At 63.7% G+C, this 26,667-nt stretch carries 24 protein-coding genes; 12 read left to right on the top strand and 12 right to left on the bottom strand.

From position 1 onward, the window contains the following. The first annotated feature begins 15 nt into the window (after window positions 1-15). The 7 genes from kdpB to WBR68_RS02100 all read left to right on the top strand — a co-directional run bounded on the left by kdpB (window position 16) and on the right by WBR68_RS02100 (window position 8,687). A complete protein-coding gene (gene kdpB / locus WBR68_RS02130; RefSeq protein ID WP_304505219.1) occupies window positions 16-2,175 on the top strand; it encodes a potassium-transporting ATPase subunit KdpB in 2,160 nt (719 codons plus the stop codon). A 65-nt stretch (window positions 2,176-2,240) separates the two neighbouring features. Further along, window positions 2,241-2,861, top strand: a complete 621-nt coding sequence (gene kdpC, locus WBR68_RS02125; protein WP_050447216.1) for a potassium-transporting ATPase subunit KdpC — start codon at window positions 2,241-2,243, stop codon at window positions 2,859-2,861. 51 nt (window positions 2,862-2,912) lie between these two features. Next, a complete protein-coding gene (locus WBR68_RS02120; RefSeq protein ID WP_230693417.1) occupies window positions 2,913-5,723 on the top strand; it encodes a sensor histidine kinase in 2,811 nt (936 codons plus the stop codon). 13 nt (window positions 5,724-5,736) lie between these two features. Further along, on the top strand, window positions 5,737-6,429 hold the full coding sequence (gene kdpE, locus WBR68_RS02115; RefSeq protein WP_050447218.1) for a two-component system response regulator KdpE: 693 nt from the start codon (window positions 5,737-5,739) through the stop codon (window positions 6,427-6,429). 126 nt (window positions 6,430-6,555) lie between these two features. Next, window positions 6,556-7,323, top strand: coding sequence for a TorF family putative porin (locus tag WBR68_RS02110; protein ID WP_230693416.1), 768 nt, complete (start codon window positions 6,556-6,558; stop codon window positions 7,321-7,323). Between the two features lie 140 nt (window positions 7,324-7,463). Beyond that, a complete protein-coding gene (locus tag WBR68_RS02105) occupies window positions 7,464-7,784 on the top strand; it encodes a hypothetical protein (RefSeq protein WP_230693415.1) in 321 nt (106 codons plus the stop codon). A gap of 3 nt (window positions 7,785-7,787) precedes the next feature. Further along, window positions 7,788-8,687 carry a 4-hydroxy-tetrahydrodipicolinate synthase family protein gene (locus WBR68_RS02100; protein WP_230693414.1) on the top strand — a complete coding sequence of 300 codons (900 nt, stop codon included), beginning with the start codon at window positions 7,788-7,790 and terminating at the stop codon, window positions 8,685-8,687. On the opposite strand, the gene WBR68_RS02095 is transcribed toward WBR68_RS02100, so the two are convergent. The 3 genes from WBR68_RS02095 to icd form a co-directional block, all read right to left on the bottom strand. Further along, on the bottom strand, window positions 8,665-10,206 hold the full coding sequence (locus tag WBR68_RS02095) for a methyl-accepting chemotaxis protein (protein ID WP_050447221.1): 1,542 nt from the start codon (window positions 10,204-10,206) through the stop codon (window positions 8,665-8,667). The genes WBR68_RS02100 and WBR68_RS02095 overlap by 23 nt on opposite strands. 220 nt (window positions 10,207-10,426) lie before the next feature. Then, entirely contained in the window at window positions 10,427-11,692 is a 1,266-nt protein-coding gene (locus tag WBR68_RS02090) for an O-antigen ligase family protein (RefSeq protein WP_050447320.1), read from the bottom strand. A gap of 120 nt (window positions 11,693-11,812) precedes the next feature. Continuing rightward, window positions 11,813-13,069, bottom strand: a complete 1,257-nt coding sequence (icd, locus tag WBR68_RS02085; protein WP_050447222.1) for an NADP-dependent isocitrate dehydrogenase — start codon at window positions 13,067-13,069, stop codon at window positions 11,813-11,815. Between the two features lie 201 nt (window positions 13,070-13,270). Here icd and WBR68_RS02080 point away from each other — a divergent pair, with 201 nt between their 5' ends. Continuing rightward, window positions 13,271-13,696: a DUF1841 family protein gene (locus tag WBR68_RS02080; RefSeq protein ID WP_006217808.1), complete on the top strand. Its 426-nt coding sequence runs from the start codon at window positions 13,271-13,273 to the stop codon at window positions 13,694-13,696. Window positions 13,697-13,724: 28 nt separating this feature from the next. Here WBR68_RS02080 and WBR68_RS02075 read toward each other — a convergent pair whose 3' ends face one another. Beyond that, window positions 13,725-14,087 carry a c-type cytochrome gene (locus tag WBR68_RS02075; RefSeq protein WP_050447224.1) on the bottom strand — a complete coding sequence of 121 codons (363 nt, stop codon included), beginning with the start codon at window positions 14,085-14,087 and terminating at the stop codon, window positions 13,725-13,727. Window positions 14,088-14,097: 10 nt separating this feature from the next. Next, complete coding sequence (locus WBR68_RS02070; RefSeq protein WP_050447225.1) at window positions 14,098-14,451, bottom strand: c-type cytochrome; 354 nt, start codon at window positions 14,449-14,451, stop codon at window positions 14,098-14,100. 176 nt (window positions 14,452-14,627) lie between these two features. Between WBR68_RS02070 and WBR68_RS02065 the strand changes: the two genes are divergently transcribed. Beyond that, a complete protein-coding gene (locus WBR68_RS02065; protein ID WP_050447226.1) occupies window positions 14,628-15,509 on the top strand; it encodes an AAA family ATPase in 882 nt (293 codons plus the stop codon). A 25-nt stretch (window positions 15,510-15,534) separates the two neighbouring features. Further along, complete coding sequence (locus WBR68_RS02060) at window positions 15,535-16,707, top strand: vWA domain-containing protein (RefSeq protein ID WP_050447227.1); 1,173 nt, start codon at window positions 15,535-15,537, stop codon at window positions 16,705-16,707. A 15-nt stretch (window positions 16,708-16,722) separates the two neighbouring features. On the opposite strand, the gene WBR68_RS02055 is transcribed toward WBR68_RS02060, so the two are convergent. From WBR68_RS02055 to WBR68_RS02045, 3 genes are all read right to left on the bottom strand, one after another. Next, window positions 16,723-17,280, bottom strand: coding sequence for a GNAT family N-acetyltransferase (locus WBR68_RS02055; protein ID WP_050447228.1), 558 nt, complete (start codon window positions 17,278-17,280; stop codon window positions 16,723-16,725). 114 nt (window positions 17,281-17,394) lie between these two features. Beyond that, a complete protein-coding gene (locus WBR68_RS02050; protein WP_050447229.1) occupies window positions 17,395-17,772 on the bottom strand; it encodes a hypothetical protein in 378 nt (125 codons plus the stop codon). Between the two features lie 250 nt (window positions 17,773-18,022). Continuing rightward, on the bottom strand, window positions 18,023-18,622 hold the full coding sequence (locus WBR68_RS02045; RefSeq protein ID WP_050447230.1) for a GNAT family N-acetyltransferase: 600 nt from the start codon (window positions 18,620-18,622) through the stop codon (window positions 18,023-18,025). Between the two features lie 99 nt (window positions 18,623-18,721). Here WBR68_RS02045 and WBR68_RS02040 point away from each other — a divergent pair, with 99 nt between their 5' ends. Both WBR68_RS02040 and WBR68_RS02035 read left to right on the top strand, forming a co-directional pair. After that, entirely contained in the window at window positions 18,722-21,478 is a 2,757-nt protein-coding gene (locus WBR68_RS02040) for a M16 family metallopeptidase (RefSeq protein ID WP_050447231.1), read from the top strand. Between the two features lie 287 nt (window positions 21,479-21,765). Further along, a complete protein-coding gene (locus WBR68_RS02035) occupies window positions 21,766-22,155 on the top strand; it encodes a DUF4148 domain-containing protein (protein WP_050447232.1) in 390 nt (129 codons plus the stop codon). A gap of 268 nt (window positions 22,156-22,423) precedes the next feature. On the opposite strand, the gene dnaJ is transcribed toward WBR68_RS02035, so the two are convergent. The 4 genes from dnaJ to grpE all read right to left on the bottom strand — a co-directional run bounded on the left by dnaJ (window position 22,424) and on the right by grpE (window position 26,652). Further along, window positions 22,424-23,557, bottom strand: coding sequence for a molecular chaperone DnaJ (gene dnaJ, locus WBR68_RS02030; protein ID WP_050447233.1), 1,134 nt, complete (start codon window positions 23,555-23,557; stop codon window positions 22,424-22,426). Window positions 23,558-23,666: 109 nt separating this feature from the next. Then, window positions 23,667-25,592 (bottom strand): molecular chaperone DnaK, encoded by a 1,926-nt coding sequence (gene dnaK / locus WBR68_RS02025; RefSeq protein WP_050447234.1) that lies wholly within the window; start codon window positions 25,590-25,592, stop codon window positions 23,667-23,669. An 80-nt stretch (window positions 25,593-25,672) separates the two neighbouring features. Next, entirely contained in the window at window positions 25,673-26,077 is a 405-nt protein-coding gene (locus WBR68_RS02020; protein ID WP_050447235.1) for a thioredoxin family protein, read from the bottom strand. 17 nt (window positions 26,078-26,094) lie between these two features. Continuing rightward, the gene (gene grpE / locus WBR68_RS02015; protein WP_050447236.1) at window positions 26,095-26,652 is read right to left on the bottom strand and encodes a nucleotide exchange factor GrpE; all 558 of its coding nucleotides are present in this window, start codon (window positions 26,650-26,652) and stop codon (window positions 26,095-26,097) included. Window positions 26,653-26,667 lie beyond the last annotated feature (15 nt).

Raw genomic sequence — 26,667 nt, 5'->3', positions numbered from 1 at the left:
AGGCTAGGAAACAACATGGCCAAGATTGAAATGCCAACCTCAAGCGCAGGCGGCGCCGCCGCCCACGCCCCCGCGATCGATCCGCAAGAGCGTCCCTTCGGCATGTGGTCACGATCACTCGTCGCGCCCGCCCTGCTGGATAGCCTGCGCAAGCTGTCGCCCGCCGCGCAGTTGAAGAACCCCGTCATGTTCGTCGTGTACGTGGGCAGCATCCTGACCACCGTCCTGTGGGTCATGGCCCTGCGCGGCCAGGCAGAAGCCCCGGCGGGCTTCATCCTGGCCATCGCCGTATGGCTGTGGTTCACGGTGCTGTTCGCAAACTTCGCCGAAGCACTGGCCGAAGGCCGTGGCAAACAGCAGGCCGCGACCCTGCGCGGTTTGCGCACCACCATCAACGCGCGTTTGCTCAAGGGCTTTCGCGACGTGGATGTCCGCGATGCGCACCCGGACCAATGGCGCGGCCAGGCCACGAGCCAGGCCTCGGGACTGCTGCGGCGCAATGACGTGGTGCTGGTCGAAGCGGGCGACACCATCCCCGGCGACGGCCAAGTCATCGCCGGCGTCGCTTCCGTGGATGAAAGCGCCATCACCGGGGAATCCGCGCCCGTCATCCGGGAATCGGGCGGCGATTTCTCGTCCGTCACGGGCGGCACTCGGGTGCTGTCCGACTGGATCTTCGTTCGCATCGCGGCCGACCCCGGCGAGAGCTTCCTGGACCGCATGATCTCTATGGTGGAAGGCGCCAAGCGCCAGAAGACACCCAACGAACTGGCGCTGACCATCCTGCTGGTGGGGCTGACCGTGGTGTTCCTGCTGGTGGTGGTGACCTTGATGCCGTTCTCCATCTACGCGGTCAGCGCGGCGGGTGGCGGCGCGGTGGTCACGGTGACGGTATTGGTGGCGCTGCTGGTCTGCCTGATCCCGACCACCATCGGTGGCCTGCTGTCGGCCATTGGCGTGGCGGGCATGAGCCGCATGATGAGCGCCAACGTCATCGCCACGTCCGGCCGCGCGGTCGAAGCGGCCGGCGACGTGGACGTGCTGCTGCTGGACAAGACCGGCACCATCACCTTCGGCAACCGCCAGGCATCCACCTTCCTGCCCGCGCCGGGCGTATCGGCGCGTGAGTTAGCCGACGCCGCCCGCCTGGCGTCCCTGGCCGACGAAACGCCGGAAGGCCGCAGCATCGTGGCGCTGGCCGACAAGACCACCCACGCGCCAGCCGCGCGTGTTGAAGACGCCGAGTTCGTTCCCTTCACCGCGCAGTCCCGCATGAGCGGCGTGAACCTGGGCGAGCGCATGATTCGCAAAGGCGCGGTGGACGCCGTGCAGTCCTGGCTGCAGGAATTGGGCGCCAGCGTACCCGAAACGGTGCGGCATCAGGCCGAAGACGTAGCGCGACGCGGCAGCACGCCGCTGCTGGTCAGCGACGGCAACCGCGCGCTGGGCGTGGTGGAACTGAAAGACATCGTCAAACCTGGCATCCAGGCGCGCTTTGCCGAGCTGCGCCGCATGGGCATCAAGACCGTGATGATCACGGGCGACAACAAGCTGACCGCCGCCTCCATCGCGGCCGAAGCGGGCGTGGACGACTTCCTGGCCGAGGCCACGCCCGAGGCCAAGCTGCAACTGATCCGCGCTTATCAGGCCGAAGGCCGCCTGGTGGCGATGACGGGCGACGGCACCAACGACGCCCCCGCACTGGCACAGGCCGACGTGGCCGTGGCGATGAATTCGGGCACCCAGGCCGCCAAGGAAGCGGGCAACATGGTGGACCTGGACTCCAACCCCACCAAGCTGATCGAGATCGTCGAGATCGGCAAGCAGATGCTGATGACGCGCGGCGCGCTGACCACGTTCAGCGTGGCCAACGATGTGGCCAAGTACTTCGCCATCATCCCGGCCGCCTTCGCCACCGTCTTCCCGCAGTTGAACGTGCTGAACATCATGCACCTGACCACGCCCGCCTCGGCCATCCTGTCGGCGGTGATCTTCAACGCGCTGATCATCGTGGTGCTGATTCCGCTGGCGTTGAAAGGCGTGCGCTACCGGCCCCTGGGCGCATCGGTGCTGCTGCGGCGCAACCTGCTGATCTATGGGCTGGGCGGGCTGCTGGTGCCGTTCGTCGGGATCAAGCTGATCGACATGGTGCTGGCCGCGCTGGGCTGGACCTAGGCCGGCTGGATCTGACTGGCCGGACTTGAGCCCCGCCGCCTCTCCCCACAAACAAGGAATCCATCATGAAATCCATTGCTACCCCAACCCCCGCCCCGGCGCGCCAAGGCGGCGTGCTGCGCCCCGCGCTGGTCGTTTTCGCCGCGCTGTCCTTGGTGACGGGCCTGGCCTACCCCTTCCTGACGCGCGGCGTGGCCGCCGTGGTGTTCCCGCACGAGGCGGCCGGCTCGCTGATCACGCAAGGCGACAAGGTGGTCGGGTCGGCACTGATCGGCCAGTCGTTTACCGCGCCGCAGTACTTCTGGGGCCGGCCGTCGGCCACCGCGCCCATGCCCTACAACGGCGCGGCCTCGGGCGGTTCGAACCTGGGGCCGCGCAACCCCGCGTTGGCCCAGGCCATCCAGGACCGCATCGCGGCCTTGAAAGCGGCAGACCCCGACAACCCCACGCCGGTGCCGGTGGACCTGGTCACCGCGTCCGGCAGTGGCCTGGACCCCAGCATCAGCCCTGCCGCCGCCAGCTACCAGGCCGCGCGGGTGGCGCGCGCCCGCCATGTGCCGCGCGCGCAGGTGGATGCGTTGATCCAGGCCCATACGGAAAAGCCCTGGCTGGCCTTGTTGGGCGAACCCGTCGTCAATGTATTGACGCTGAACCTGGCGCTGGACAAATTGCACCCGGCACAATGATGGCGCGGCGTATAGTATCGCCAGCCTTTCCCACCCCACCCTTGCGCGTTCATGGCTGACATTGCTGGCGAGCGTCCCGATCCGGACGCGCTCTTGAAAACGCTGGACGACGCCGCGCGCGAGGCGGCGCGCGGCAAGCTGCGCGTGTATTTCGGCGCGTCGGCCGGCGTAGGCAAGACCTACGCCATGCTGGTGGCCGCCCGCGCGCAAGCCGCACAAGGCGTGGCCGTGCTGGCCGGCATCGTCGAAACCCATGGCCGCCGCGAAACGGCCGGCTTGCTTGAGGGCATCCCGGTGCTGCCACTGAAAGACGTGGCGTACCGGGGCCATGTGCTGAAGGAATTCGACCTGGACGGCGCGCTGGCCGCCCGCCCCGGCCTGGTGCTGGTGGACGAACTGGCGCATTCCAACGCGCCGGGCTCGCGTCACGCCAAGCGCTGGCAAGACATCCACGAACTGCTGGCCGCGGGCATTGACGTCTGGACCACGCTGAACGTGCAGCATCTGGACAGCCTGAACGAAGCGGTGGGCAGCATTACCGGCGTGCGCGTCTGGGAAACCGTGCCCGACGAGGTCTTCGACGCCGCCGACGAAGTCATCCTGGTGGACCTGTCGGCCGATGAACTGCTGCGCCGGCTGAAAGAAGGCAAGGTCTATCTGCCCGAACAAGCCCGCCACGCCACGCGCAATTTCTTTCGCAAGGGCAACCTGATCGCGCTGCGCGAGCTGGCGCTGCGACGCACCGCCGACCATGTGGACGACGACGTGCAGGCCTATCGACGCGACCGCGCCATTGAACCGGTATGGCGCACGCGCGAAGCCGTGGTGGCCTGCATCGGCCCGGACGCCGACGCCGAATACGTCATCCGCAGCGCCCACCGCCTGAGCCAGCAACTGGAGTGCGATCTGCATGTGGTCACCATCGACACGCCGCGCGCGGCCCCAACACCGCCGGCCGAACAAGACCGCATGCAGCGCAGCCTGGCCTTGGCGGACGCACTGGGCGCCCGCACCGAAACGCTGGCGGGCGCCGACATGGTCGACGCGGTGGTGCGCTACGTGCGCCGCCACAACATTACCAAGGCCATCGTCGGCCGCACGCGGGCAAACGGCCTGCAACGGCTGCGCCTGTCGCTGTCGGCCTTGCTGACAACCGCCATCACGCCGGGCTGGCTGTGGCGCCGGCACAGCTTTGCCGACATGCTGGCCGCGGGCTGCCCCGAGATCGACATCATCCGCCTGGGCGCGCCGCCGCTGCCCGCCAGCCTGCCCGCGGGGCGCGACCCGCTGACGCTGGGGCGCCGTGCTCGCGCCAGCACCGACCTGCGCAGCCCGCGACCGCTGTCCGGCTACGCCTGGGCACTGTGCTATTGCGCGGCGGCCACCGGCTTGTCGATGCTGGCATTCCCGTCGCTGCACCAGACCAACATCGTCATGCTGTTCCTGCTGGCGGTCGTGGGCGTGGCGCTGCGCCACGGGCGCGGCCCGGCGGCGCTGGCGTCGGTGGTCTGCGTGGGGCTCTTCGATTTCTTCTTCGTGCAACCGCTGGCTTCCTTCGCCGTGTCGGACGTGCAGTACCTGCTGACCTTCGCCGTGCTGCTGGCCGTGGGCCTGCTGATCGGGCAATTGACGGCCGGCCTGCGCCTGCAGGCGCAGGTGTCGGTCAAACGTGAAGCCGACGCGCGCAGCCTGTACGAGTTCGCGCGCGAATTGTCTTCGGCCCTGTTGCCCGAGCAGATCGTGGCGCTGGCCGGCGCCTTCGTGCATGCCACCTTCGGCTCGCGCTGCGCCCTGTACATCCTGGGCCTGGACGACCGCCTGAAGCTGGCCTCACCCACTTCGGACGACATGCCGGCGGTGGAGTCGGCACTGGCCCAGTGGGTCTACGACCATGGCCAACCCGCTGGCGCGGGCACCACCACGCTGTCCAACAGCGAAATGCTGTACCTGCCCTTGAAGGCGCCGATGCGCACGCGCGGTGTACTGGCGTTGGCAGCCCCCCACCGCAGCCTGTTCACGCACCCGGATTCACGCCGCCAGATCGAGGCCTACGCCACGCTCATCGCCATTGCGCTGGAGCGGCTGCACTATGTTGAAGTGGCGCAGCAGGCGCTGGTCAGCATGGAATCCGAGCGGCTGCGCAATTCGCTGCTGGCGGCGGTATCGCACGACCTGCGCACCCCCTTGACCAGCCTTGTCGGCATGACCGACACACTGATACGCCGGCACGCCACGCTACCCGCCGACGTCCAGGACACCGTCCTTGCCATGCGCGACCAGGCACAACGCATGCATGCGCTGGTGGTCAACCTGCTGGACATGGCCCGACTGCAAAGCCATGACACGCCGCTGCGCATGGAGTGGCAATCGATCGAAGAACTGGTGGGCGCATCGCTTGCGGCCATGCGCGAACCCTTGGCGGCGCACCGCGTCACCGTGGCCAGCCTGTCGCGCCTGCCGCTGGTGGAATGCGATGGCGTGCTGATCGAACGCGTCTTGTGCAACCTGCTGGAGAACGCGGCCAAGTACACACCGCCGGGCAGCACCATCCATCTGCACGCGGCGGTCCACGGCGACGCGCTACGCGTGGCTGTCAGCGACAACGGCCCCGGTGTCGCTGATGGCGCCGAACGCCGCATCTTCGAAAAATTCACACGGGGCGACCGCGAGTCCGCAACGCCGGGCGTGGGCCTGGGGCTAGCGGTATGCGAGGCCATCATCTCGGCCCACCATGGCCGCATCTGGGTCGAACACGCACCGGGCCAGGCCTCGGGCGCGCAATTCGTCTTCAGCCTGCCCCTGGGCACGCCGCCCGACGTTCAGCCCGAAATGCATTCCGACATTCAACCCGACACCCCTTGAAGACAGGCCCAGCATGTTCGACTACCAGCCTACCGTCCTGATCATCGAAGACGACGCCAACATCCGGCGCTTCGTGCGTCAGGCCTTGGAGAGCGAGGGCTGCGCCGTGCACGAGGCCGACACCGTCAAGCGCGGCCTGATTGAAGCCGGCACCCGGCAGCCCGACGCCATCGTGCTGGACCTGGGCCTGCCCGACGAAGACGGCATGACGCTGATCCGCGAACTGCGCGGCTGGACGCAGGTGCCCGTGCTGGTCTTGTCGGCACGCAGTGCCGAACCTGACAAGGTGGCGGCGCTGGACGCAGGCGCCGATGACTACCTGACCAAGCCCTTCGGCGTCAGCGAGTTGCTGGCCCGCCTGCGCGTGCTGCTGCGGCGCCACGCGCGGGCAGGCGCTGGCCAGGCGGCCGAGATCACCTTCGGCGACGTCCGCATCGACTTCGCCAAGCGCGTCGTCGAGCGCGCCGGCCAGCACGTGCACCTGACCGCCATGGAATACCGCCTGCTGGCCGCGCTGCTTGCGCACCGGGGCAAGGTCATGACGCACCGCGAGTTGCTGCGCGAGGTCTGGGGCCCGTCGCATGTGGAAAGCAATCACTACCTGCGCATCTACATGGGGCACCTGCGCCAGAAGCTGGAAGCCGACCCCGCGCAACCCGTCTTCCTGATGACCGAGATCGGCGTGGGCTACCGCTTCGCGGGCTGATCGCGCGGCATCGATCTGTTTTTCTTAGGCCTTTATCCCGCCTTTACGCGGGCAGCGCGAGTCTTGTCTCGCGGTTTATGCCGATCCTCCTATTGTTGCGATCCCGTTCAACATCAGGAGTACCTCATGTCCCGCAATTCCGTCGCTGCGCTTGCGCTGCTGAGCCTGGCCGCCACCGCACAAGCCAGCGACATGCCCGCCCCCGCTGCCAACCCCGCCGTCAGCGACTTCACGCTGTCGGCCAACCTTACGCTGGCCAGCCAATACCGCTATCGCGGCCTGATGCAGACGAACAACAAGCCCGCCATCCAAGGCGGCTTTGACCTGGCCCACGCCAGCGGCTTCTATCTGGGTAACTGGAACTCCAGCATCAGTTGGCTGGGCGACAGCAACCCCGACGTGTCCGCGCCCGTGGAAATGGATTTCTACGGCGGCTACAAGGGCAATCTGGCCGAAGGCGTGCCGCTGGACCTGGGCATTTTGCAGTACTACTACCCGGGCGACTTTCCCTCGGGCTACACCAGCCCCGACACCACCGAGCTGTACGCCGGCATCGGCTACGGCCCGGTCATGTTCAAGTACTCCATCGCCTTGACCAACCTGTTCGGCTTCGCCGACAGCAAGTACAGCCAGTACTTCGATATGGCCGCCAACGTCGATACCGGGGTGTGGGGGCTGACGCTCAACGCCCATGTGGGACGCCAGCTTGTGAAGAACGTGGACAACGGGTCCTATACCGACTGGAAGCTTGGGCTGACCAAGGACTTCGGGCAGGGCCTGTCCGTGTCGCTGGCCTACCTGGACACCAACGCGGACCGTGCCGTCTACACCAACACGCACGGTCGCGACATGGGCAAGGCCACCGGCTTGCTGTCGTTAACCAAGACGTTCTGAAGGCGTGGGGCGTTGACGCGATTTTTACGCGCCACGCCCGCCTTTATCGGCAGGATTTACGGCGTGATTCCTATAGTGGAATCGTCATCAACCAAAGGAAATGCGGATCGCCGCTAGCGGCGCCCCGCTCCGCCCACGCCATGATTCCCCGACTGCACTCGTCCCACCCTGCTACGCACGACCTCATCCCAAGCTTGCCGCTGGCGCAAAGTCGGCAGGTTGCGCTGACGATCAGGATCGATACGCTGGATGCCTTGAACGTGCGCCTGGCGCTGCATCGCGCGCTGGGTCAGCGGATCGGCATTTACCTGCTGTCCGTGGACCACGCCCGTGCGCAAAGCACCTTGCAACTGCAATGCGCCCAGGACGAATTGGACGACATGATGCTTGCCGTCATGCGCGGGCTGCCCCAAGCGGAATTCGGACCGGTGCGCGCGGCCGCCGCCATCACGGGGTGCTAGATCATGGATCTACCGCTGACTCCGCGCTTTGAAGGCATCTGGCTGCCGATGATCACGCCGCTGCGTGGCGGCTACGTGGACATGGACGCCGCACAGGCGCTGGCCCGCTACTACCGCAACGCGGGCATCACCGGCCTGGTGCTGTTCGGTTCCAGCGGCGAAGGCAATCTGCTCAGCCTGTCCGAGAAAATCGACATGGCCCAGGCCATCGCCAGCGACCCGCATGCGCTGCCCTTGATATTCGGCGCGGGCGGGGTCGACACGCGCGGCGTGGCCACGGCCATCCGGCGCCTGGACAAGCATTGCCCGGCGGGCTATCTGGTGCCGCCGCCTTATTATCTGGGCCCCTCGCAAGCCGGCATCCTGTGGCATTACCGGCAGATCGCCTGGGCTACCGAACGCCCCATCATTCTGTACAACATCCCCAAGCGCACGGGCGTGACCATGACGGTCGAGACCATGGAATCGCTGGCCTTGCTGCCCAACTTTTCCGCCGTCAAGGAATGCAACCCGGCGGTGCTTGCCGCGCTGAACACGCGCGGCAAGCTGGATGTGCTGTGTGGCGACGACCTGTCCTTGCTGGACCACTGGCTAGCCGGCGGACGCGGCGCCATCCCGGCCGCCGCACACCTGTTTCCCGAGCGCTATGTGGAAATCATGGGGCTGGCGCACGCGGGCCAGGCGCAAGCCGCGCGCGCGCTTTTCGAGCCGCTGCGCGCGCTGATCCGGCTTCTGTTCACCGAACCGAATCCCGCGCCGATCAAGCGGGCGCTCGCCCTGCAAGGGCTGATCGCCGACGAACTGCGTATGCCCATGATGCCCGCCAGCCGCGACCTGACCCCACGCCTGCAACGGGCGATGAGCGCCGTGCAGGACTTGCCTAGCCGGCTACAGACAGCTTGAATACCGACACAGCGCGCGCCAGGCCGTCGGCCTGCTCGTGCAGGGTCGCCGCCGACGCCGCGAACTCCTGCACCAGCGCCGCGTTCTGCTGCGTCACGCTGTCCAGGTGCGTGACGGCTTGGTTGATCTGCTCGATGCCCACGCTTTGCTCGGCCGACGCGGTGGCAATCTCGCCCATCAGCGGCGCGCTGGTGGCGGCCGATTCCAGCACGCTGCCCATGGTTGCGCTGGCCTGGCCCACCCGTTCGCTGCCGCGCGCAACGGAATCCGACGAGGTCTCGATCAAGCCCTTGATCTCTTTGGCGGCCGTGGCCGACCGCTGTGCCAACGCCCGAACTTCGCCCGCCACCACCGCAAAGCCGCGCCCCTGCTCGCCCGCCCGCGCCGCTTCGACCGCCGCGTTCAAGGCCAGTATGTTGGTCTGAAACGCAATCCCGTCGATCACGCTGATGATCTCGCCGATGCGCTGCGAACTGTGTGAGATCTCGCGCATGGCGTCAATGGCGTGCTGCGTTTCTTCGCTGCCCTGACGGGCCAGTTGCGCCGCCTGGCCGGCCAGGGAACTGACTTCGCGCACGTGTTGCGCGCTTTGCTTGGCGGTGGCCGTAATCTCTTCCACGCTGGCGGCCGTCTGCTCAAGCGCGGCGGCCTGCTTCTCGGTGCGATCGGAAAGGTCCATGCTGCCCGCGGCGATCTGGCGCGAGGCTGCCGCGATGGATCCCGTGGACTGCACGATCGTGCGCAAGGCGGCTTGCAGACGTTCCTGCATGCGTCCCATCCCTTCGAACAGGCGGCCGATCTCGCCGCGATGGTGGTGCGAAACGCTGCCGGACAAGTCGCCATTGGCCACGCGCTCGCACAGCGCCACGGCCTCATCCAAGGGGCCGATCACATGCGTGCGGAAGAAGCGCAATGCCCCGATCAGCAGCACCGCCAGCAAGCCCAGCGTCACGCCGCCCTGGCGCCACAAGGTGCCATAGAACGCGTTGTCGACATCATCCACATAGAGTCCGGTAAAGATCAGCCAGCCCCAATCCGCGTCATAAGCGGCATAGCTGATCTTCGGCAAGGCCTCGTCGGCGCCTGGCCGTGGAAAACGGTACTCCACATAACCGCCGCCCGCCTTGCCTTCGGCATAGAGGTTTTCGAAAATCGGCAAGCCGTCCACATCCTTGATGGCGCGCACGTTCGTGCCCACCAGCTTGGCGTCCGGATGCACCAGCAGCGCATAGTCATCGCCGAACACGCCCACGTAGCCGTCGTCGCCATAGCGCAGTTGCGCCAGACGCCGCGCCACATTCTGCTTGGCCTGGGCCAGCGGCATGCCTTCGCTGACACTCTGCTTGCCATTGCGCAGAATGCCCGCCGACAGATCCAGCACATGACGCAATTCGGTCTTGCGCTCGGCCACCATCTCGGCGCGGCGCTGCCAGGCATCCCAGGCACCCAGCATCAGAACGACAGCGCCAATGGCGAATACGAACCACAACAGCTCCCTGCGCAGACTGGAATTTTTCACAGCCTCTCCTCGTTATTTTTTTCAATCTGCCACATGAAACGTTTGACGGCAGAATGTGACGGTTTATGTATTGCGATCCGTCAGGATACGGTGACGCAGCAGGGTTTTCACTAGGAAGGCTTAAGACCGTTGATCTAAAGCAAGACGCATAAAAAAAACGCAAGGCCGGCAGACCTTGCGTTCGGTAGTGCTTGCATTGCGGAGATTTCTCCGCTTGCCGTCAGCGCCGCAATGCGCCCCTGGCCGCCTGCGCGACGCGCGGCGTCGTCAACGCAATCAGCGTCACGACGGCCAGCGAATAGTTGGGCACGCTGCGCATGTTGCGGAACATCATCTCGGTCAGGCTGAAGGCGCAATAACCCAGGCAGAAAAGCAGCCCCAACTGTGCGCCAACGCGGATCACCCTGTCATCGCTGGCCAAGCGGCGGAAGAATACGGCCGCCGGCACCAGGTACAGGAGCAAAATCGTGATCAAGCCCAGCAGCCCATATCCGGCCAACGCAGCCAGCAGGTCGTTGTGGGGCTCTCCATAGCCGTCGACCACCTCTTGGGTAACCACGCCTTGGGTTTGAAGCGTCCGCAGCTCTTCGCGGAACTTGCTGGGACCCACGCCCACGATCGGACTCTTTTCGAACATCAGATACGAGGCATGCCACAACTGCAAGCGGATGCCGAAGGACGTATCGCGGTTGGTCGACGTCGTAAATCGTTGGACGTCTTTCGATATCTCGTGCATCCGGCTGCTGAACGTCCAGATGGCGGCGGCGCTGGCAACCAGCGCCACAGAGACGGCCAAGGCGCAATACACCTTATGGCGGCGCTGCCAATGGCGCAGGCCCAGCAGGAACACCACGCCCAGGATAGGCAGCAGCATCCAACTGCTGCGCGTCTCGGACAGCCAGGTGGCGATGACAGACAACGCCACCACCAACAGCTTCACCACCACTTCGGTGCGGGGCCAGCGGGTGGAAGGCCCGAAGCCCAGGGACAAGAGCGTCATGCCGCCGAACAACAGCGTCAAGTTCGCAAACCCCACGGCGTTATAGCGCCCGCCGACATCGATCATCGCGCCACGGCTCTCGGTTTCCATGACGACGATCAGCAACAGCGACCCGGCAAGGGCGCCCACCAAGATGCTCCACTGCACCAGCTTGAGCCATCGCTGCGGCGCGCGCAGCAATAGCCATAACACCGGCAGCGCCAGTGCAAAGCGCAGCAGCTTTTCAAGTTCGGAATTGCTCCACACGCCTTGCACCATGGACGTGGCGAACATACAGGCCAGTGGCAGCAGCAGCACCAGCGACATCGGCCACAAGGCGCCGAAATTCATGGGTTCGTACCGCTTGACGGCGTTGACCGCCAGCGCGGTCAGCGCGATCAGGGCGCTCAGATAAAGAATGGCGGGTCCGCCAACCGGACTGGTCAAGGCCAGCGCGGGTACCAACAACACAAGCCAGGTGGCTAAGGAAACATACATTCGGGGCACAGCGATCAACCTGGAAAGAACAGCGCAAGCGCAATGCGCTTCATGCGGAATAGGTAGACAAAACCCGCCCGCCATGATGGCGGGCGGGTTCAGCGAAACATCACGGGGTGACCCGCGGATTTACATGTTTTCGATCATGACCTGGCCAAAGCCCGAGCACGACACCTGGGTCGCGCCTTCCAGCAGGCGGGCAAAGTCATACGTGACCTTCTTGGACAGGATGGACTTTTCCATGCTGGAGATGATCAGGTCGGCAGCTTCGGTCCAGCCCATGTGGCGCAGCATCATTTCGGCCGACAGGATTTCGGAACCGGGGTTCACGTAGTCCTTGCCCGCGTACTTGGGCGCCGTGCCGTGGGTGGCTTCGAACATGGCGACCGAGTCCGACAGGTTGGCGCCCGGCGCGATGCCGATGCCGCCCACTTGCGCCGCCAGCGCGTCCGAGATGTAGTCGCCGTTCAGGTTCAACGTGGCGATGACATCGTATTCGGCCGGACGCAGCAGGATCTGCTGCAGGAAGGCGTCGGCAATCACGTCCTTGACGATGATCTCGCGGCCCGTTCTGGGGTTCTTGAACTTGCACCACGGGCCGCCGTCGATCAGTTGCGCGCCGAATTCCTTTTGCAGCAGCTCGTAGCCCCAGTCCCGGAAGCCGCCTTCCGTGAACTTCATGATGTTGCCCTTGTGCACCAGCGTCAGCGACGTGCGGTCATTGTCGATGACGTATTGCGCGGCCTTGCGCACCAGGCGCTCGGTGCCTTCGCGCGACACGGGCTTGATGCCGATGGACGAAGTGTTCGGAAAGCGGATCTTCTTCACGCCCAGCTTGGTCTGCAGGAACTGGATCAGTTCCTTGGCCTGCTCGCTTTCGGCCATGTATTCGATGCCGGCGTAGATGTCTTCCGAGTTCTCGCGGAAGATCACCATATTGGTCTTTTCGGGTTCACGCACCGGCGAGGGCACGCCCTTGAAGTACGCCACCGGGCGCAGGCAGACGTACAGGTCCAGTTGCTGACGCAGCGCCACGTTCAGCGAGCGGATGCCGCCGCCGACCGGCGTGGTCAACGGGCCCTTGATGGACACCACGTAGTCTTTGACGACTTCCAGGGTTTCGTCGGGCAGCCAGACGTCCGGGCCGTAGACCTTGGTGGCCTTCTCGCCGGCATAGACTTCCATCCAATGAATCTTGCGCTTGCCGCCGTAGGCTTTCTGCACCGCGGCGTCGACAACCTTGATCATCACCGGGGTGATGTCGGCGCCCGTGCCGTCGCCTTCGATGAAGGGAACGATGGGCTGTTCAGGCACATTCAGCGAGAAATCAGCGTTGACCGTGATTTTCTGGCCGCCAGCGGGAACCTTGATATGTTGGTAGGACATGAATGCTCCATTTGCTCCGGGTGGTTTTTCTGCACGCGCCGCATCGAAAAGCGTCCGATTCCGCAGGGAAACTCCCTGTCAGACCGCACACCGGATGGCGGATAGCAACCAATTCTATATCGCAAAGGGCCGTCGGCAACCGGCGTCCAGCAGGCGCGCGGTAAAATAATGCGTTCATACACCGCATTCCGTCCCCCGCCGATGTTCAATCCCTCACGCGACCAAGTCCGCGAATTCTTTATCGACACCTGGCGCAAGCACCGCGCCAACGAAGTGCTGACGCCGCTCGAGGCCATCGCGCTGGACTGGATCATCGAGCATCCCGAATACCACGGCGACCTGGAAAGCCCCGAGGCCATGACCATGGAATACGCAGTGGAAAAGGGGCGCACCAACCCGTTCCTGCACCTGTCCATGCATCTGGCCATCGCCGAGCAGTTGTCCATTGACCATCCGCCCGGCATCCGGCTTGCTTACCAACAACTGACGGCGCGCTCGGATGCCCATCAGGCAGCCCATGAAATCATGGAATGCCTGGGACAAGTGGTGTGGGAAGCGCAGCGCCTGGGTACGCCGCTGGACAGCGACACCTATATAGACTTGATCCGCCGCCGCGCCAGCCTTTGACGCTTGCTTAGCCTTTGAGGCCCAAGCGTTATTTGCGTACGCCCAGGTCGCTGGGCAGGGACGCCAGCCATGCCGACACGTTGGAAATATCCTCGTCGGACAGCGGCGTGGCAAAGGTGCCCATGATGGGGTTCTTGCGCACGTTGGCAGTGGCCGCGCTGCCCGAGGCGCCGCGCTTGTAGGCCTTCAGCGCATGGGCCAGGTAGTCGGCGTGCTGGCCAGCCAATATGGGGTAGGAAGGATCCACAGCGGTCTTGGCGTCGGCGCCGTGACACGACGCGCAATTGAATTTATCGAAAACGGCCTTGCCGGCGGCCAGGTCCTGCGCCTGAACGGAGGCGCCCGCCATGGCGAAAGTCGCGCCCAGAAGGGCAAGCATCGTGCGATTCATTGTTTGCCCCTTATTTCAGATTCGAGTAGTACGCGGCCAGGTCTGCGATGTCCTGGTCGGACAGGCTGCCGGCAATGGCGTCCATCGTGGGATGGCTGCGCGCGCCTTTCTTGTACTCGTTCAGGGCGGTCTCGATGTACTTGGCGTTCTGGCCAGCAATCATCGGCACGTGATAGAGCTCGGGGAACGTCGCCTTGTAGCCTTCGATGCCGTGGCAACCGATGCACATGGAGACCTTGTCGCGGGCGTTTTGGATGTTACCGACAGGCGCTGCGTCAGCAGCAACAGCCTGGCCGGCGATCGCACAGGATGCTATCGCGGCCAACACGGAAACCGTGCACTTCAGAGAGGTTCGCAACTTCATTGGAATGGCTCTTCTTGGTATGGCTTAAGGACTAGGGCCTGCTCACACGTCGGCCCCCTGCAAACACGTTGCGGGTCGAACCCAACTGCAAAACCGCCTGATTGTACGATAATTGCTCAGGATTAATACCTTGCGTTGGGTATTGATCACCGTCAATCCTCGGAAGCCATCAGCCTATGTCCGCAGCCCAGTCCGCTCAATCCGCCACGCCTGCCCGCTTCAACGGGACCGACTCTTACGTCGCCACCGACGACCTGAAACTGGCCGTCAACGCCGCCCTGACCTTGCAGCGCCCGCTGCTGATCAAGGGGGAACCGGGCACCGGCAAAACCATGCTGGCCGAAGAGGTGGCGCGCGCGTTGGGCCGGCCGTTGCTGCAATGGCACATCAAGTCCACCACCAAGGCGCATCAGGGCCTGTACGAGTACGACGCCGTGTCGCGCCTGCGCGACTCGCAGTTGGGTGACGAGAAAGTGCGCGACATCCGCAACTACATCGTGCAAGGCACCTTGTGGCAAGCGTTCCAGGCGGATGAGCCGGTAGTGCTGCTGATCGACGAGATCGACAAGGCCGACATCGAATTCCCCAACGACCTGCTGCGCGAGCTGGATCGCATGGAATTCCATGTGTATGAAACGCGCGAGACCATCTCGGCGCGCCATCGTCCGCTGGTCATCATCACGTCCAACAACGAGAAAGACCTGCCCGACGCCTTCCTGCGCCGCTGCTTCTTCCACTACATCCGCTTCCCCGACCGCGACACCATGCGCGACATCGTCGCCGTGCACTACCCGCATCTGAAGCAGGACGTGCTGCGCGCGGCGCTGGACACCTTCTTTGCGCTGCGCGACGCGCCCGGCCTGAAGAAAAAGCCGTCCACCTCGGAACTGCTGGACTGGCTGCGCCTGCTGCTGGCCGAAAACGCCACGGCGGCAGAAATCGACGCCCACACCGCCACCGCCGTGCCGCTGATGGCGGGCGCGCTGCTGAAGAACGAGCAAGACGTGCACCTGCTGGAACGCCTTGCCGCAATGACCCGCGGCGGCCAGCGCCGTTGATCCCAAAGCCACTGGCCGCCCGCCCATGCTGATCGACTTCTTCTACCACCTTCGGGCGCACAAGCTGCCCGTCTCGGTCAAGGAATACCTGACCCTGGTGGACGCCCTGCGCCACGACTTGATGGCGCCCACGCTGGACGAGTTCTACTTCCTGGCGCGCGCCACGCTGGTCAAGGACGAATCGCTCTACGACCGCTACGACAAAGCCTTTGGCGCCTACTACAAGGGCATCCAGGCAGCCCTGCCGGCGGACAAGGAAATTCCGCTGGACTGGCTGATCAAGGAGTTCGAGAAGAACCTGTCGCCCGAAGAAAAAGCCGCCATCGAAAAGCACGGCTGGGACAAGCTGATGGAGCTTTTCAAAGAACGCATGCAAGAGCAGAAAGAACGCCATGCGGGCGGCAGCAAATGGATTGGCACCGGCGGCACCTCGCCGTTCGGCAACGGCGGTTATCACCCCGAAGGCATCCGCGTGGGCGGCGCGTCGGCCGGCAACCGCTCGGCGGTCAAGGTCTGGGACATGCGCCAGTTCAAGGACTACGACGACCAGGTCGAACTGGGCACGCGCAACTTCAAGGTGGCGCTGCGGCGCTTGCGCCGCTTTGCGCGCGAAGGCGCCGACATGGAACTGGACCTGGACGACACCATCGCCAGCACCGCGCGCAACGCCGGCCACCTGGACCTGCGCATGGTGCCCGAGCGCCACAACACCGTGAAGGTGCTGATGCTGCTGGACGTGGGCGGCAGCATGGACGACCACATCGGCCGCGTTGAAGAATTGTTTTCAGCGGCGCGCAGCGAATTCCGCAACCTGGAAGTCTATTACTTCCACAACTGCCCGTATGAAAGCCTGTGGCAAAGCAACCGCCGCCGCCAGAATGAACGTTTCGACACCTGGGACGTGCTGCGCAAGTACAACCCGGACTGGCGCCTGATCATTGTCGGCGACGCCACCATGAGCCCCTACGAAATCCTGCAGCCCGGCGGCTCCGTCGAGCACTACAACAAGGAACCCGGCGCGCAGTGGATGCGGCGGCTGCTGGATGCCTGGCCGAAATCGGTGTGGCTCAACCCCGAACCCACCGCGTCGTGGCAATACCGTCAGTCCATCGCGCTGATGCGCGACATCATGCAGGACCGCATGTATCCGGTTACCGTCGCCGGTTTGGAACAGGCCATGCGGGTGCTATCCAAATAAGGTCCGGGCGGTTCGTCAGCCATCCACCGGCTGTTCAGGCGTATCCAGCGTCAACTGATAGAACGCCAGGTCCAGCCAACGGCCGAACTTGAAGCCCGCTTCTCGGATCGTGCCCGCGTGCTTGAACCCCAGCTTCTCGTGCAGCCGGATGCTGCCATCGTTGGAAGCGTCGATGCCGCCGACCAGCACGTGCACTTGATTGCCGCGCGCCCGCTCGATCAGTACGCGCATCATCGCTTCGCCCAGGCCGCGGCCGCGAAAACGTCCGTCCACGTAGACCGAATGTTCAACGGAATACTTGAACGCGGGCCAGGCGCGGAAGGTCCCATAGCTGGCAAACGCCATCAATTCGCCGGCCGCGTTTTCAAACCCGACCACCGGAAAACCACCCTGCTGTTTGGTCTGGAACCAGCCCTGCATCGCTTCGCGCGGCCGGGGCTTGTAGTCGTACAGCGCGGTGGAGTTGACGATGGCGTCGTTGAAGATGGCAAGTATCTGATCCGCGTGGCGTTCATACGAGCAATCAACCAGGGTTGCGCCTTCCGGGGCGTGGGTGTGAGCGGGCGAGTTCATGGCGAAAAATTGTACTGTCACGGCCGGCGTCTGTAGCGACGCGCAAGCTCCCAAGGCACAAAAAAAACCGCCAATCCGGCGGTTCAGTAAAGTGTGTTGCCGCTTCTGGCCACTCTAGGCGGCGCGGCTCTCCACAGATCGGTTGGTGGCGGGCGCGTGCCGCAGGCCGGGGCACTGGCGCCATGAAAGCTCGTCCGCATCCATGTCCAGGTCAAACAGATCATTGACGGCCGGCCAGGGATGGCTGCGCACGGCCGCGCCTTCCATCTCAAGCACATGTCCGGCAAACCCACGGGGCGAACCGCCGCATTCCGCGAAGTATCGTTGTGCGTTCAGGTCCACCACATAGGTGGTCATATCATGGGTCAGTATGGCCACGAATTGGCCGTCATCACTGGCATAGGCGTACTGAAACTGCCCTTTGATTCCGTCGCCGCTCAAGGCGCTACCGGTCAATTGGGACAGAGCACGCGTGACGATTTCGGTCAGCATGGGTCGTTCCTCCGAAAAATGCGCCGGCAGGATGCCGGCAGCGAAGGCGCGAACGACAAGCACCGGCGCCGCGCGTGCAGCGGCGTCTGGCGTTGGACGGGAAGCCGGGTAGACGGCTGTCGCGCATCCCGTCGGCAACAGCTACTACGTTCCGAAAAGCTTACACCCGCTAGCGGGACGACCTCAAATTTGCCTTGTACACGAAGGATATTGCAGCGCAACACCCTCTGGTGGCGCCGCTTTGCGCACCTTATGCCGCCGCAACCGGCATGCCGCCTGGCTCTGCGTCACCGTTATTGCGGCCCCGCCAATGCTCGCGGCGCAGTCGATAAAGCACATGCTCGCGCAGCGGGTGGGCCACGGGCAACGCTGGATGATCGAACGTGCCGGCATCGGCCTGCATGCCCAGGCGCGCCATCACCGCGCGCGATCGCTGGTTGCCCACCGCCGTGAACGCCACGATTTCATCAAGCCTGATTTGTTCAAACCCGACACGCAACGCTGCTTCGGCGCCTTCGCTGGCATAGCCACGCCCCCAAAACGGCTGCGCCAGGCGCCAGCCCACCTCGATCCCCGGCGCAAACGGCAGCATCGCAGGCATGGGCTTGATACCCACGAAGCCGATGAAAGGCGCCACACCCGGCGCTTCAACGGCCCAGAACCCCCAGCCGTGCTCATCTATACCCGCCGCCAGCCGTTCAGCCAGCGCATCGCTTTCCTTCGCTGAAAGCGGTAGCAGGAACTCGGTTACCCGCGGGTCCGCGTTCATTTCCGCGAACGGTTTGCGATCATCCGCGCGCCACTGTCGCAGCACCAGACGCGACGTTTCCACTTCCATCGATAACGACATGTCGCACTTCCTTGTATTGCGTCTCAGGCTCGCAGCGCCTGAACCATTGCCAACGTATACACTCCAACGGATTCTGCCATGCGAAAGGAATTGTCTGCCATGCGCCTGTCCCTGTCGAAGCTGCCGCGCCCTTTGGGCGCGCTGCTGTTCTCCTCCTTCCTGGCCTTTCAGGCCGGCGCCGCCGATCTTCCGGCCGGCGTCTCGGAGGCCGCCTCGGTTGAAGGCATCACCGAATACCGCTTGGCCAATGGCCTCAGGGTGCTGTTGGTACCAGACGAATCCAAGCCGTCGACCACCGTCAACATGACTTATCTGGTCGGCTCGCGCAACGAGAACTACGGCCAGACCGGCATGGCCCACTTGCTGGAACACATGCTGTTCAAGGGCACGTCCACCACGCGCAATGCCATGGGCGAGTTTTCGCGCCGCGGCTTGCAGGCCAATGGGTCCACCTCCAGCGACCGCACCAACTATTTCGCCAGTTTCGCCGCCAACCCCGACACCCTGAAGTGGTACCTGGGCTGGCAGGCCGACGCCATGGTCAATTCCCTGATCGCCAAGGAAGACCTGGATTCGGAAATGACCGTGGTCCGCAATGAAATGGAAAGCGGCGAAAACAGCCCGTCGCGCATTCTGATGCAGAAAATGCAGGCCGCCGCCTTCCAATGGCACAGCTATGGCAAGAACACCATCGGCGCCCGCTCCGACGTTGAAAACGTGGACATCGGCCAACTGCGCGCCTTCTATCACGAGTACTACCAGCCCGATAACGCCGTTCTGATCGTGGCCGGCAAGTTCGACCCCCAGGCCACCCTGGCCGACATCCAGCAAACCCTCGGCAAGCTGCCCAAGCCCGACCGCAAGCTGCCGCCTGAATACACCGTGGAGCCCGTGCAGGACGGCGAACGCTCGGTCACCTTGCGTCGTACCGGCGGCACGCCACTGGTGGCCGCCATGTACCACATCCCCGCCGCCGGCAGCCCCGACTTCGTGCCGCTGGACCTGGCTACCGTCATCCTGTCCGACACGCCGTCGGGACGCCTGTACCACGCGCTGGTCGCCACGAAGATGGCCTCGGGCGTGTTCGGTTTCACCATGGAAAACCGTGACCCTGGCCTGGCGATGTTCGGCGCGCAATTGCCGCCGGGCAAAGATCTGGACGCCGCCATGAAAACGCTGACCGGCACGCTGGAATCGCTGGGCAAAACGCCTTTCACGCAGCAAGAACTGGACCGCGCGCGCAGCAAATGGCTGACCGCCTGGGAACAGACCTACAGCGATCCCGAGCAGGTCGGCGTGGCGCTGTCCGAAGCCATCGCCGCGGGCGACTGGCGCTTGTTCTTCCTGCAGCGCGACCGCGCACGCAAGGCCACGCTGGCTGAAGTGCAACAAGCCGCCACCACCTATCTGCTGCAAAGCAACCGCATCGAAGGCCGCTACATTCCCACCGAAAAGCCGCTGCGCGCGCCGCAAACGCAGCGCGTGGACCTCACCGCCATTTTCAAGGACTACAAGGGCGACCCGAACTTCAAGGCTGCATCCGCCTTTGACCCCACGCCCGAGAACATCGACAAGCTGACGCAAAGAAAAACGCTGGAACTTGCCAACGGGCCGGTTCAATTGGCGCTGTTGCCCAAGGCCACGCGCGGCAGCCGCGTACAAGCGCAAATGCTGATTCAGTTTGGCAACGAAAATGACCTGCGCGGCCAACGCGTGAACGCCAGCGCCGCCGCGGATCTGCTGATCCGCGGCACGGCCAAGCTGTCGCGCCAGGAAATCCAGGACCGACTGGACAAGCTGCAAGCCGAACTGGGCTTCAGCGGCGGCGGCACGACGCTGAAAGTCGCCATGTCGACCAAGGGCGAGAACCTGCCTGAGCTGACCGCGCTGGCATTGGAAATCGTGCGCAACGCCAACTTCCCCAAGGAACAACTGGACGAATACCAACGCCAGCTTGAAACTTCGATCCAGAACGCCATGACCGAACCCACGGCCTTGGCCGGACGCGCCCTGGCTCGCCAGGACAACCCCTGGCCTGCCGATGACCTGCGCTACGTGCCGACGTTTGAAGAATCCCTGGCCAGCGTGCGCGAGTTGAACCGCGACGCCCTCGCCAAATTCCACGCCAAGTTCTACGGCGCCGGCAAGATCGAGTATTCGGCCGTGGGCGATTTTGAACCCGAGGCTGTCGAAAAGGCCATCACCACGGGCCTGGCCGGTTGGAAGAAGGCCCCCGCCTACACCCGCGTTCCCAACCCGTATCGCGATATTCCCGCCAAGCAGTTCGACATCCATACGCCCGACAAGGCCAACGCCTTCTACGTGTCGCGCATGCCGCTGAAGCTGCAGGATACCGATGCGGACTACCCCGCCCTGTATCTGGCCAACTATCTGTTCGGTGCATCGGAAACGTCACGCTTGTGGAACCGCGTGCGCGAAACCGAGGGCCTGTCCTACAACGTGCGCAGTTCGCTGTCGGTCTCGTCGTTCGAACCCAGCGCCAGTTGGACCATGTACGCCATTTACGCGCCCCAGAATCGCGAGCGCCTGGAAAAAGCCATCAACGAGGAACTGTCGCGGGTGTTGAAAGACGGCTTCTCGGAAAAGGAAGTCGCGGACGGCATCCACGCGCTACTGAACTACCGCAATCTGGCCCGCGCGCAAGACGACATCCTGGCCAGCACCTGGCTTGATTACCTGCAGCGTGGCCGTACGTTTGAGTGGTCGGCCGAGATGGACAAGAAGATATCGGCGCTGACGCCCGACGCGGTCAATGCCGCGCTACGCAAATACCTGCGCGCCGACGGCTTCAGCACCGCGGTTGCGGGTGACTTCACAAAGAAAGCCACGCCCTGAGCAGTAGCCGCCCAGCTAAACCCCTGCCCTGTGCAGGGGTTTTTTTGCATCAGCGGAACTGCTCCTAGGTCAACACCGGACGATTTAACCCGCATAACCCTACGAAAAACGGGGAGATTTTCCAAAATTCAACGTATTACTCGACTATTTGGAAAGATGTTTTCAGGTATTAAGGGTTTATCCCAGGTTCGAGAACGCGCAGAATTTGGTCATCGGGAACAAACAACGAACCACGACGGCAGGCCGCCGGATTCGCTCCCATCCAAAATGACACGGAGGTCTCAATCATGAAAACCCTAACCACCACCCTGTTGCTATCCCTGGCCTTGGTTGGCGTTGGCGCCCAAGCCGCCGGCACTGAACAAGCCAAGACCCGCGACCAGGTCGCAACCGAATTGCAGCAAGCCAAGGCCAACGGCCAATACACGTTCGGCGAACTGGAATACCCGCCCGCCCTGCCCCAAGCCGCCAGCCTGAGCGCTGACGAAGTGCGCACTCAGTTGCAGCAAGCCAAGATCAGCGGCGAATACACCTTCGGCGAACTGGAATACCCGCCCGCCATTGCCGCGCCGGCCAGCGTGAAGACCCGCGCCGACGTCCAGCAAGAACTGGCCCAAGCCAAGGCCAGCGGCCAATATACGTTCGGCGAGCTCGACTACCCGCCGATCACCCGGTGAGCTGCTTGCTGTAGCCCGGCCGGTCTCAGGCGGCATCATGGCCTGGGACCGGTTTTTTTCCGGCATTTCGCCAACAAATTCGCCACGGCAACCGTAGGATGGGTGAAGCGCGCACCGCCCCATTCAAGAACCCCCCCCCCATCGCGCGCAACCCATCAAGCAGCGCCCCCCATCACAAAAATCCCCGCAAAAACCCAAAAATCCCCCCGCAAGAACCCAAAAAAAAGCCGCGACCAAAATCGCGGCTTTTCCTCATCCTTTACCCATCTCAGCTGAAGAACTCCTTCACCCGATCCGTCCAGGACTTGCTTTGCGGCGAGTGGCGGTCGCCCCCGTCGTTCAGCGACGTCTCGAACTGGCGCAGGATGCTCTTTTGATCTTCGCTCAGGCGCACCGGCGTTTCCACGACCACGTGGCAATACAGATCGCCCGGATAGCTGCCCCGCACGCCGCGAATACCCTTACCGCGCAACCGGAAGGTTTTACCCGACTGCGTGCCCTCGGGAATCGAGATTTCGGCCTTGCCGCCCAACGTCGGCACTTGCAATTCGCCGCCCAATGCCGCCGTGGTGAACGGAATAGTCAGCTCGCAATGCAGGTCGTCGCCGTCGCGCTGGAAGATCTTGTGCTGCTTGATGTGGATTTCCACATACAAGTCGCCCGGAGGGCCGCCGTTGATGCCCGGCTCGCCATTGCCGCTGGAGCGGATGCGCATGCCGTCATCGATACCGGCCGGAATCTTCACCTGCAGCGTCTTGTTGCGGCGGATGCGGCCCACGCCGTCGCATGCCGGGCACGGATCGGTGATTTCCTTGCCGTTGCCGTGGCAGGTCGGGCAGGTTTGCTGCACGCTGAAGAAGCCCTGCTGCATGCGCACGGCGCCCGAGCCGCCGCAGGTGCGGCAGGTCTTGGGCGACGTTCCCGCCTTGGCGCCAGAGCCGTGGCAGGTGTCGCAGTGTTCCCAGCTAGGCACGCGGATTTCGGTATCGAACCCGGCCGCGGCCTGTTCCAACGTGATTTCCAGTGCGTACTTCAGGTCGGCGCCGCGGTACACCTGCGGGCCGCCGCCGCGACGGCCACCGCCACCCGCGCCGCCGAAGATCTCGCCGAAAATATCGCCGAAGGCGTCGGCAAAGCCGCCGCCCATTCCCGCCCCGCCCATGCCGGCGGAATTGGGGTCCACGCCCGCATGGCCGTAGCGGTCATACGCGGCACGCTTCTGATCATCGCCCAGGACCTCGTAGGCTTCCTTGGCTTCCTTGAACTTCTCTTCGGCTTCTTTGCTGTCCGGATTGCGGTCCGGATGGTATTTCATGGCCAGCTTTCGATAGGCCTTCTTGAGTTCGTCGTCCGAGGCGTTTTTTGCCACGCCCAGAACTTCGTAATAGTCGCGTTTTGCCATGATCCGTGGGCTCAAAAAAGAGCCATCTTTTCAGTGCTACAGAATGAGTACGCCCGGTAGGCGGATTTCTCCGGCTACCGGGCGGCAGAGGCTGGTCAGCGCCCGGCCATTATTGGTCGCGCTTGACTTCCTTGAAGTCGGCGTCAACGACGTTGTCGTCCACCGGCTTCGCGTTATCGGCCGCTTGCTGCTGGCCGGCGGCTTGTTGCGCCTGCATGTCGGCGTACATCTTTTCGCCCAGCTTCTGCGACGCAGTCGACAAGGCTTCCACCTTGGCGTCGATCGCGGCCTTGTCGCCTTCCTTCAGCGTGTCTTCCAGGTCCTTGATGGCGGCTTCGATGCTTTCCTTTTCGGAAGCTTCGAGCTTGTCGCCGTACTCGGTCAACGACTTGCGGGTGGCGTGCACCAGCGCGTCGGCCTGGTTGCGCGACTGGGCCAGCTCGGCAACGCGGTGATCTTCCTCGGCGTTGGCCTCGGCATCCTTGACCATGCGCTGGATCTCGTCTTCCGACAGACCCGAGTTGGCCTTGATGGTGATCTTGTTTTCCTTGCCGGTGCCCTTGTCTTTCGCGGACACGTGCAGGATGCCGTTGGCGTCGATGTCGAACGTGACTTCGATCTGCGGCATGCCGCGCGGCGACGGCGGGATCCCTTCAAGGTTGAACTCGCCCAGCGCCTTGTTGCCCGCGGCGATTTCGCGTTCGCCCTGGAACACCTTGATCGTCACTGCCGGCTGGTTGTCGTCAGCGGTCGAGAAGGTTTGCGAGAACCGGGTCGGGATCGTCGTGTTCTTCTGGATCATCTTCGTCATCACGCCGCCCAGGGTTTCAATACCCAGCGACAGCGGCGTCACGTCCAGCAGCAGCACGTCCTTGCGGTCGCCCGACAGCACGGAACCTTGGATGGCGGCGCCAGCGGCGACGGCTTCGTCAGGGTTCACGTCCTTGCGTGGCTCTTTGCCGAAGAATTCCTTCACCTTTTCCTGAACCTTGGGCATGCGGGTCATGCCGCCGACCAGGATCACGTCGTCGATGTCGGAAACCTTCACGCCAGCGTCCTTGATGGCGACACGGCAGGGTTCGATCGTGCGTTCGATCAGTTCTTCAACCAGCGCTTCCAGCTTGGCGCGCGAAATCTTCAGGTTCAGGTGCTTCGGACCCGAGGCGTCCGCCGTGATGTACGGCAGGTTGATTTCGGTTTGCTGCGCCGAGGACAGTTCGATCTTGGCCTTTTCAGCCGCTTCCTTCAGGCGTTGCAGGGCCAGCACGTCCTTGGACAGATCCACGCCTTGTTCTTTCTTGAACTCGGCAATGATGTAGTCAATGATGCGCTGGTCGAAGTCTTCGCCGCCCAGGAAGGTGTCGCCGTTGGTCGACAGCACTTCAAACTGCTTTTCACCGTCGACGTCAGCGATTTCGATGATGGACACGTCGAACGTGCCGCCACCCAAGTCATAGACGGCGATCTTGCGGTCGCCCTTTTCGGTCTTGTCCAGGCCGAACGCCAACGCGGCCGCGGTGGGCTCGTTGATGATGCGCTTGACTTCCAGACCGGCGATGCGGCCGGCGTCCTTGGTGGCCTGGCGCTGGCTATCGTTGAAGTAGGCGGGCACGGTGATGACGGCCTCGGTCACTTCTTCGCCCAGGTAGTCCTCGGCGGTCTTTTTCATCTTGCGCAGCACGTCGGCCGACACTTGGGGAGGCGCCATCTTCTTGCCGCGCACTTCCACCCAGGCGTCGCCGTTGTCGGCGCGGGCAATGGTGTAAGGCATCAGATCGATGTCCTTTTGCACTGCCTTTTCTTCGAACTTGCGGCCGATCAGTCGCTTCACCGCGTACAGCGTGTTGCGCGGGTTGGTCACGGCCTGACGCTTGGCGGGCGCGCCAACCAGGGTCTCGCCGTCGTCCATGTAGGCGACGATCGAGGGGGTGGTGCGAGTGCCTTCCGCGTTTTCAATGATTTTGACCTGCCCGCCGTCCATGACAGCCACGCAGCTGTTGGTCGTGCCCAGGTCAATGCCAATAATCTTGCTCATGGTGGGTTACCTTGAATTGAATCTATGAAAATAGAGGAAAACTTCTTGTCCCCCCATAACTGGGGTTGCTCACAGGGTTTTCAAGACGTCTGGCCTGAATTTTCCGCAATCGGATCCTGCAAGCGCTGGATCGCCGCCGTGAATTGGGGCAATCCGGGCCAACCGGTGATGCGCCCCAACCGTTTTCCGGCCCGATACAGCACAAAAGTGGGGACGCCATGCAGCGAAAAGCGCCGGCCCAGGGGTTCGTCGGCGTAGACGTCGGCCTCGAACCAGGTCAAACCCAGGTTCAGCAAACTGTCCTGGTGCAGCAGCGCCGCCTGCTTGAAAAGATTGCAGTTATAGCAATCCTGTCCCCACAAAAACACGCAACGCAGATCCGTTCCCGGCGCCTGGACCACGGCGGCGTCGAATCCCGTGGTGTCGACATGACGCATGCCGAACACCTGGAAGACTTGAGCCGGATCGAAGCGGGGATCGGTCATGGCGCGCGGGGTGCGATTCAGCCTTGGCCGGCCGACACAACCACCAGCGCCGGGCGCAGGGTACGGTCGGCGATGACGTAGCCCTTTTGCAGCAACTGCACCACGGTATTGGCGGGCTGCTCATGGGGAATCGACGAAATTGCCTGATGCAGGTGCGGGTCGAACTTGTCGCCCTGGGCCGGCGCGATGTCTTTCAGCATGTTGCGCTCGAACGCGGCGGACAACTGCTTCAGGGTCACTTCGACGCCTTCGCGCAGGGTCTGAACGGTCTGGTCGGGCTGGGCCAACGCGGCTTCCAGGCTGTCCTTGACCGGAACCAGGCTCTCGGCAAACGATTCGATGCCGAATTTGCGCGCCTTGGACACTTCTTCCTGGGCGCGGCGGCGCACGTTTTCAGCTTCGGCTTGCACACGCAGAAGCTGGTCGTGCTGCTCATTGACGGTAGCCTGGGCGGCGTCCAACTGGGCGCGCAACTCGTTCAGCTCGGCCTGAGCGTCGTCCTGGGCGGCGGGGGCCGCGTCGGCGTTCTGGCCGACTTCGGGCGTCTGATCTGCAGGCTCGTGGGGTGCCGTCATGGGGAATCCTCCAAA

It is taken from the genome of Achromobacter sp. JD-1, assembly GCF_038594925.1.
Classification (GTDB): domain Bacteria; phylum Pseudomonadota; class Gammaproteobacteria; order Burkholderiales; family Burkholderiaceae_B; genus Achromobacter; species Achromobacter spanius_C.
The sequence above is the reverse complement of the archived record's forward strand: the minus strand, read 5'-3'. Positions and strand labels throughout refer to the sequence as shown.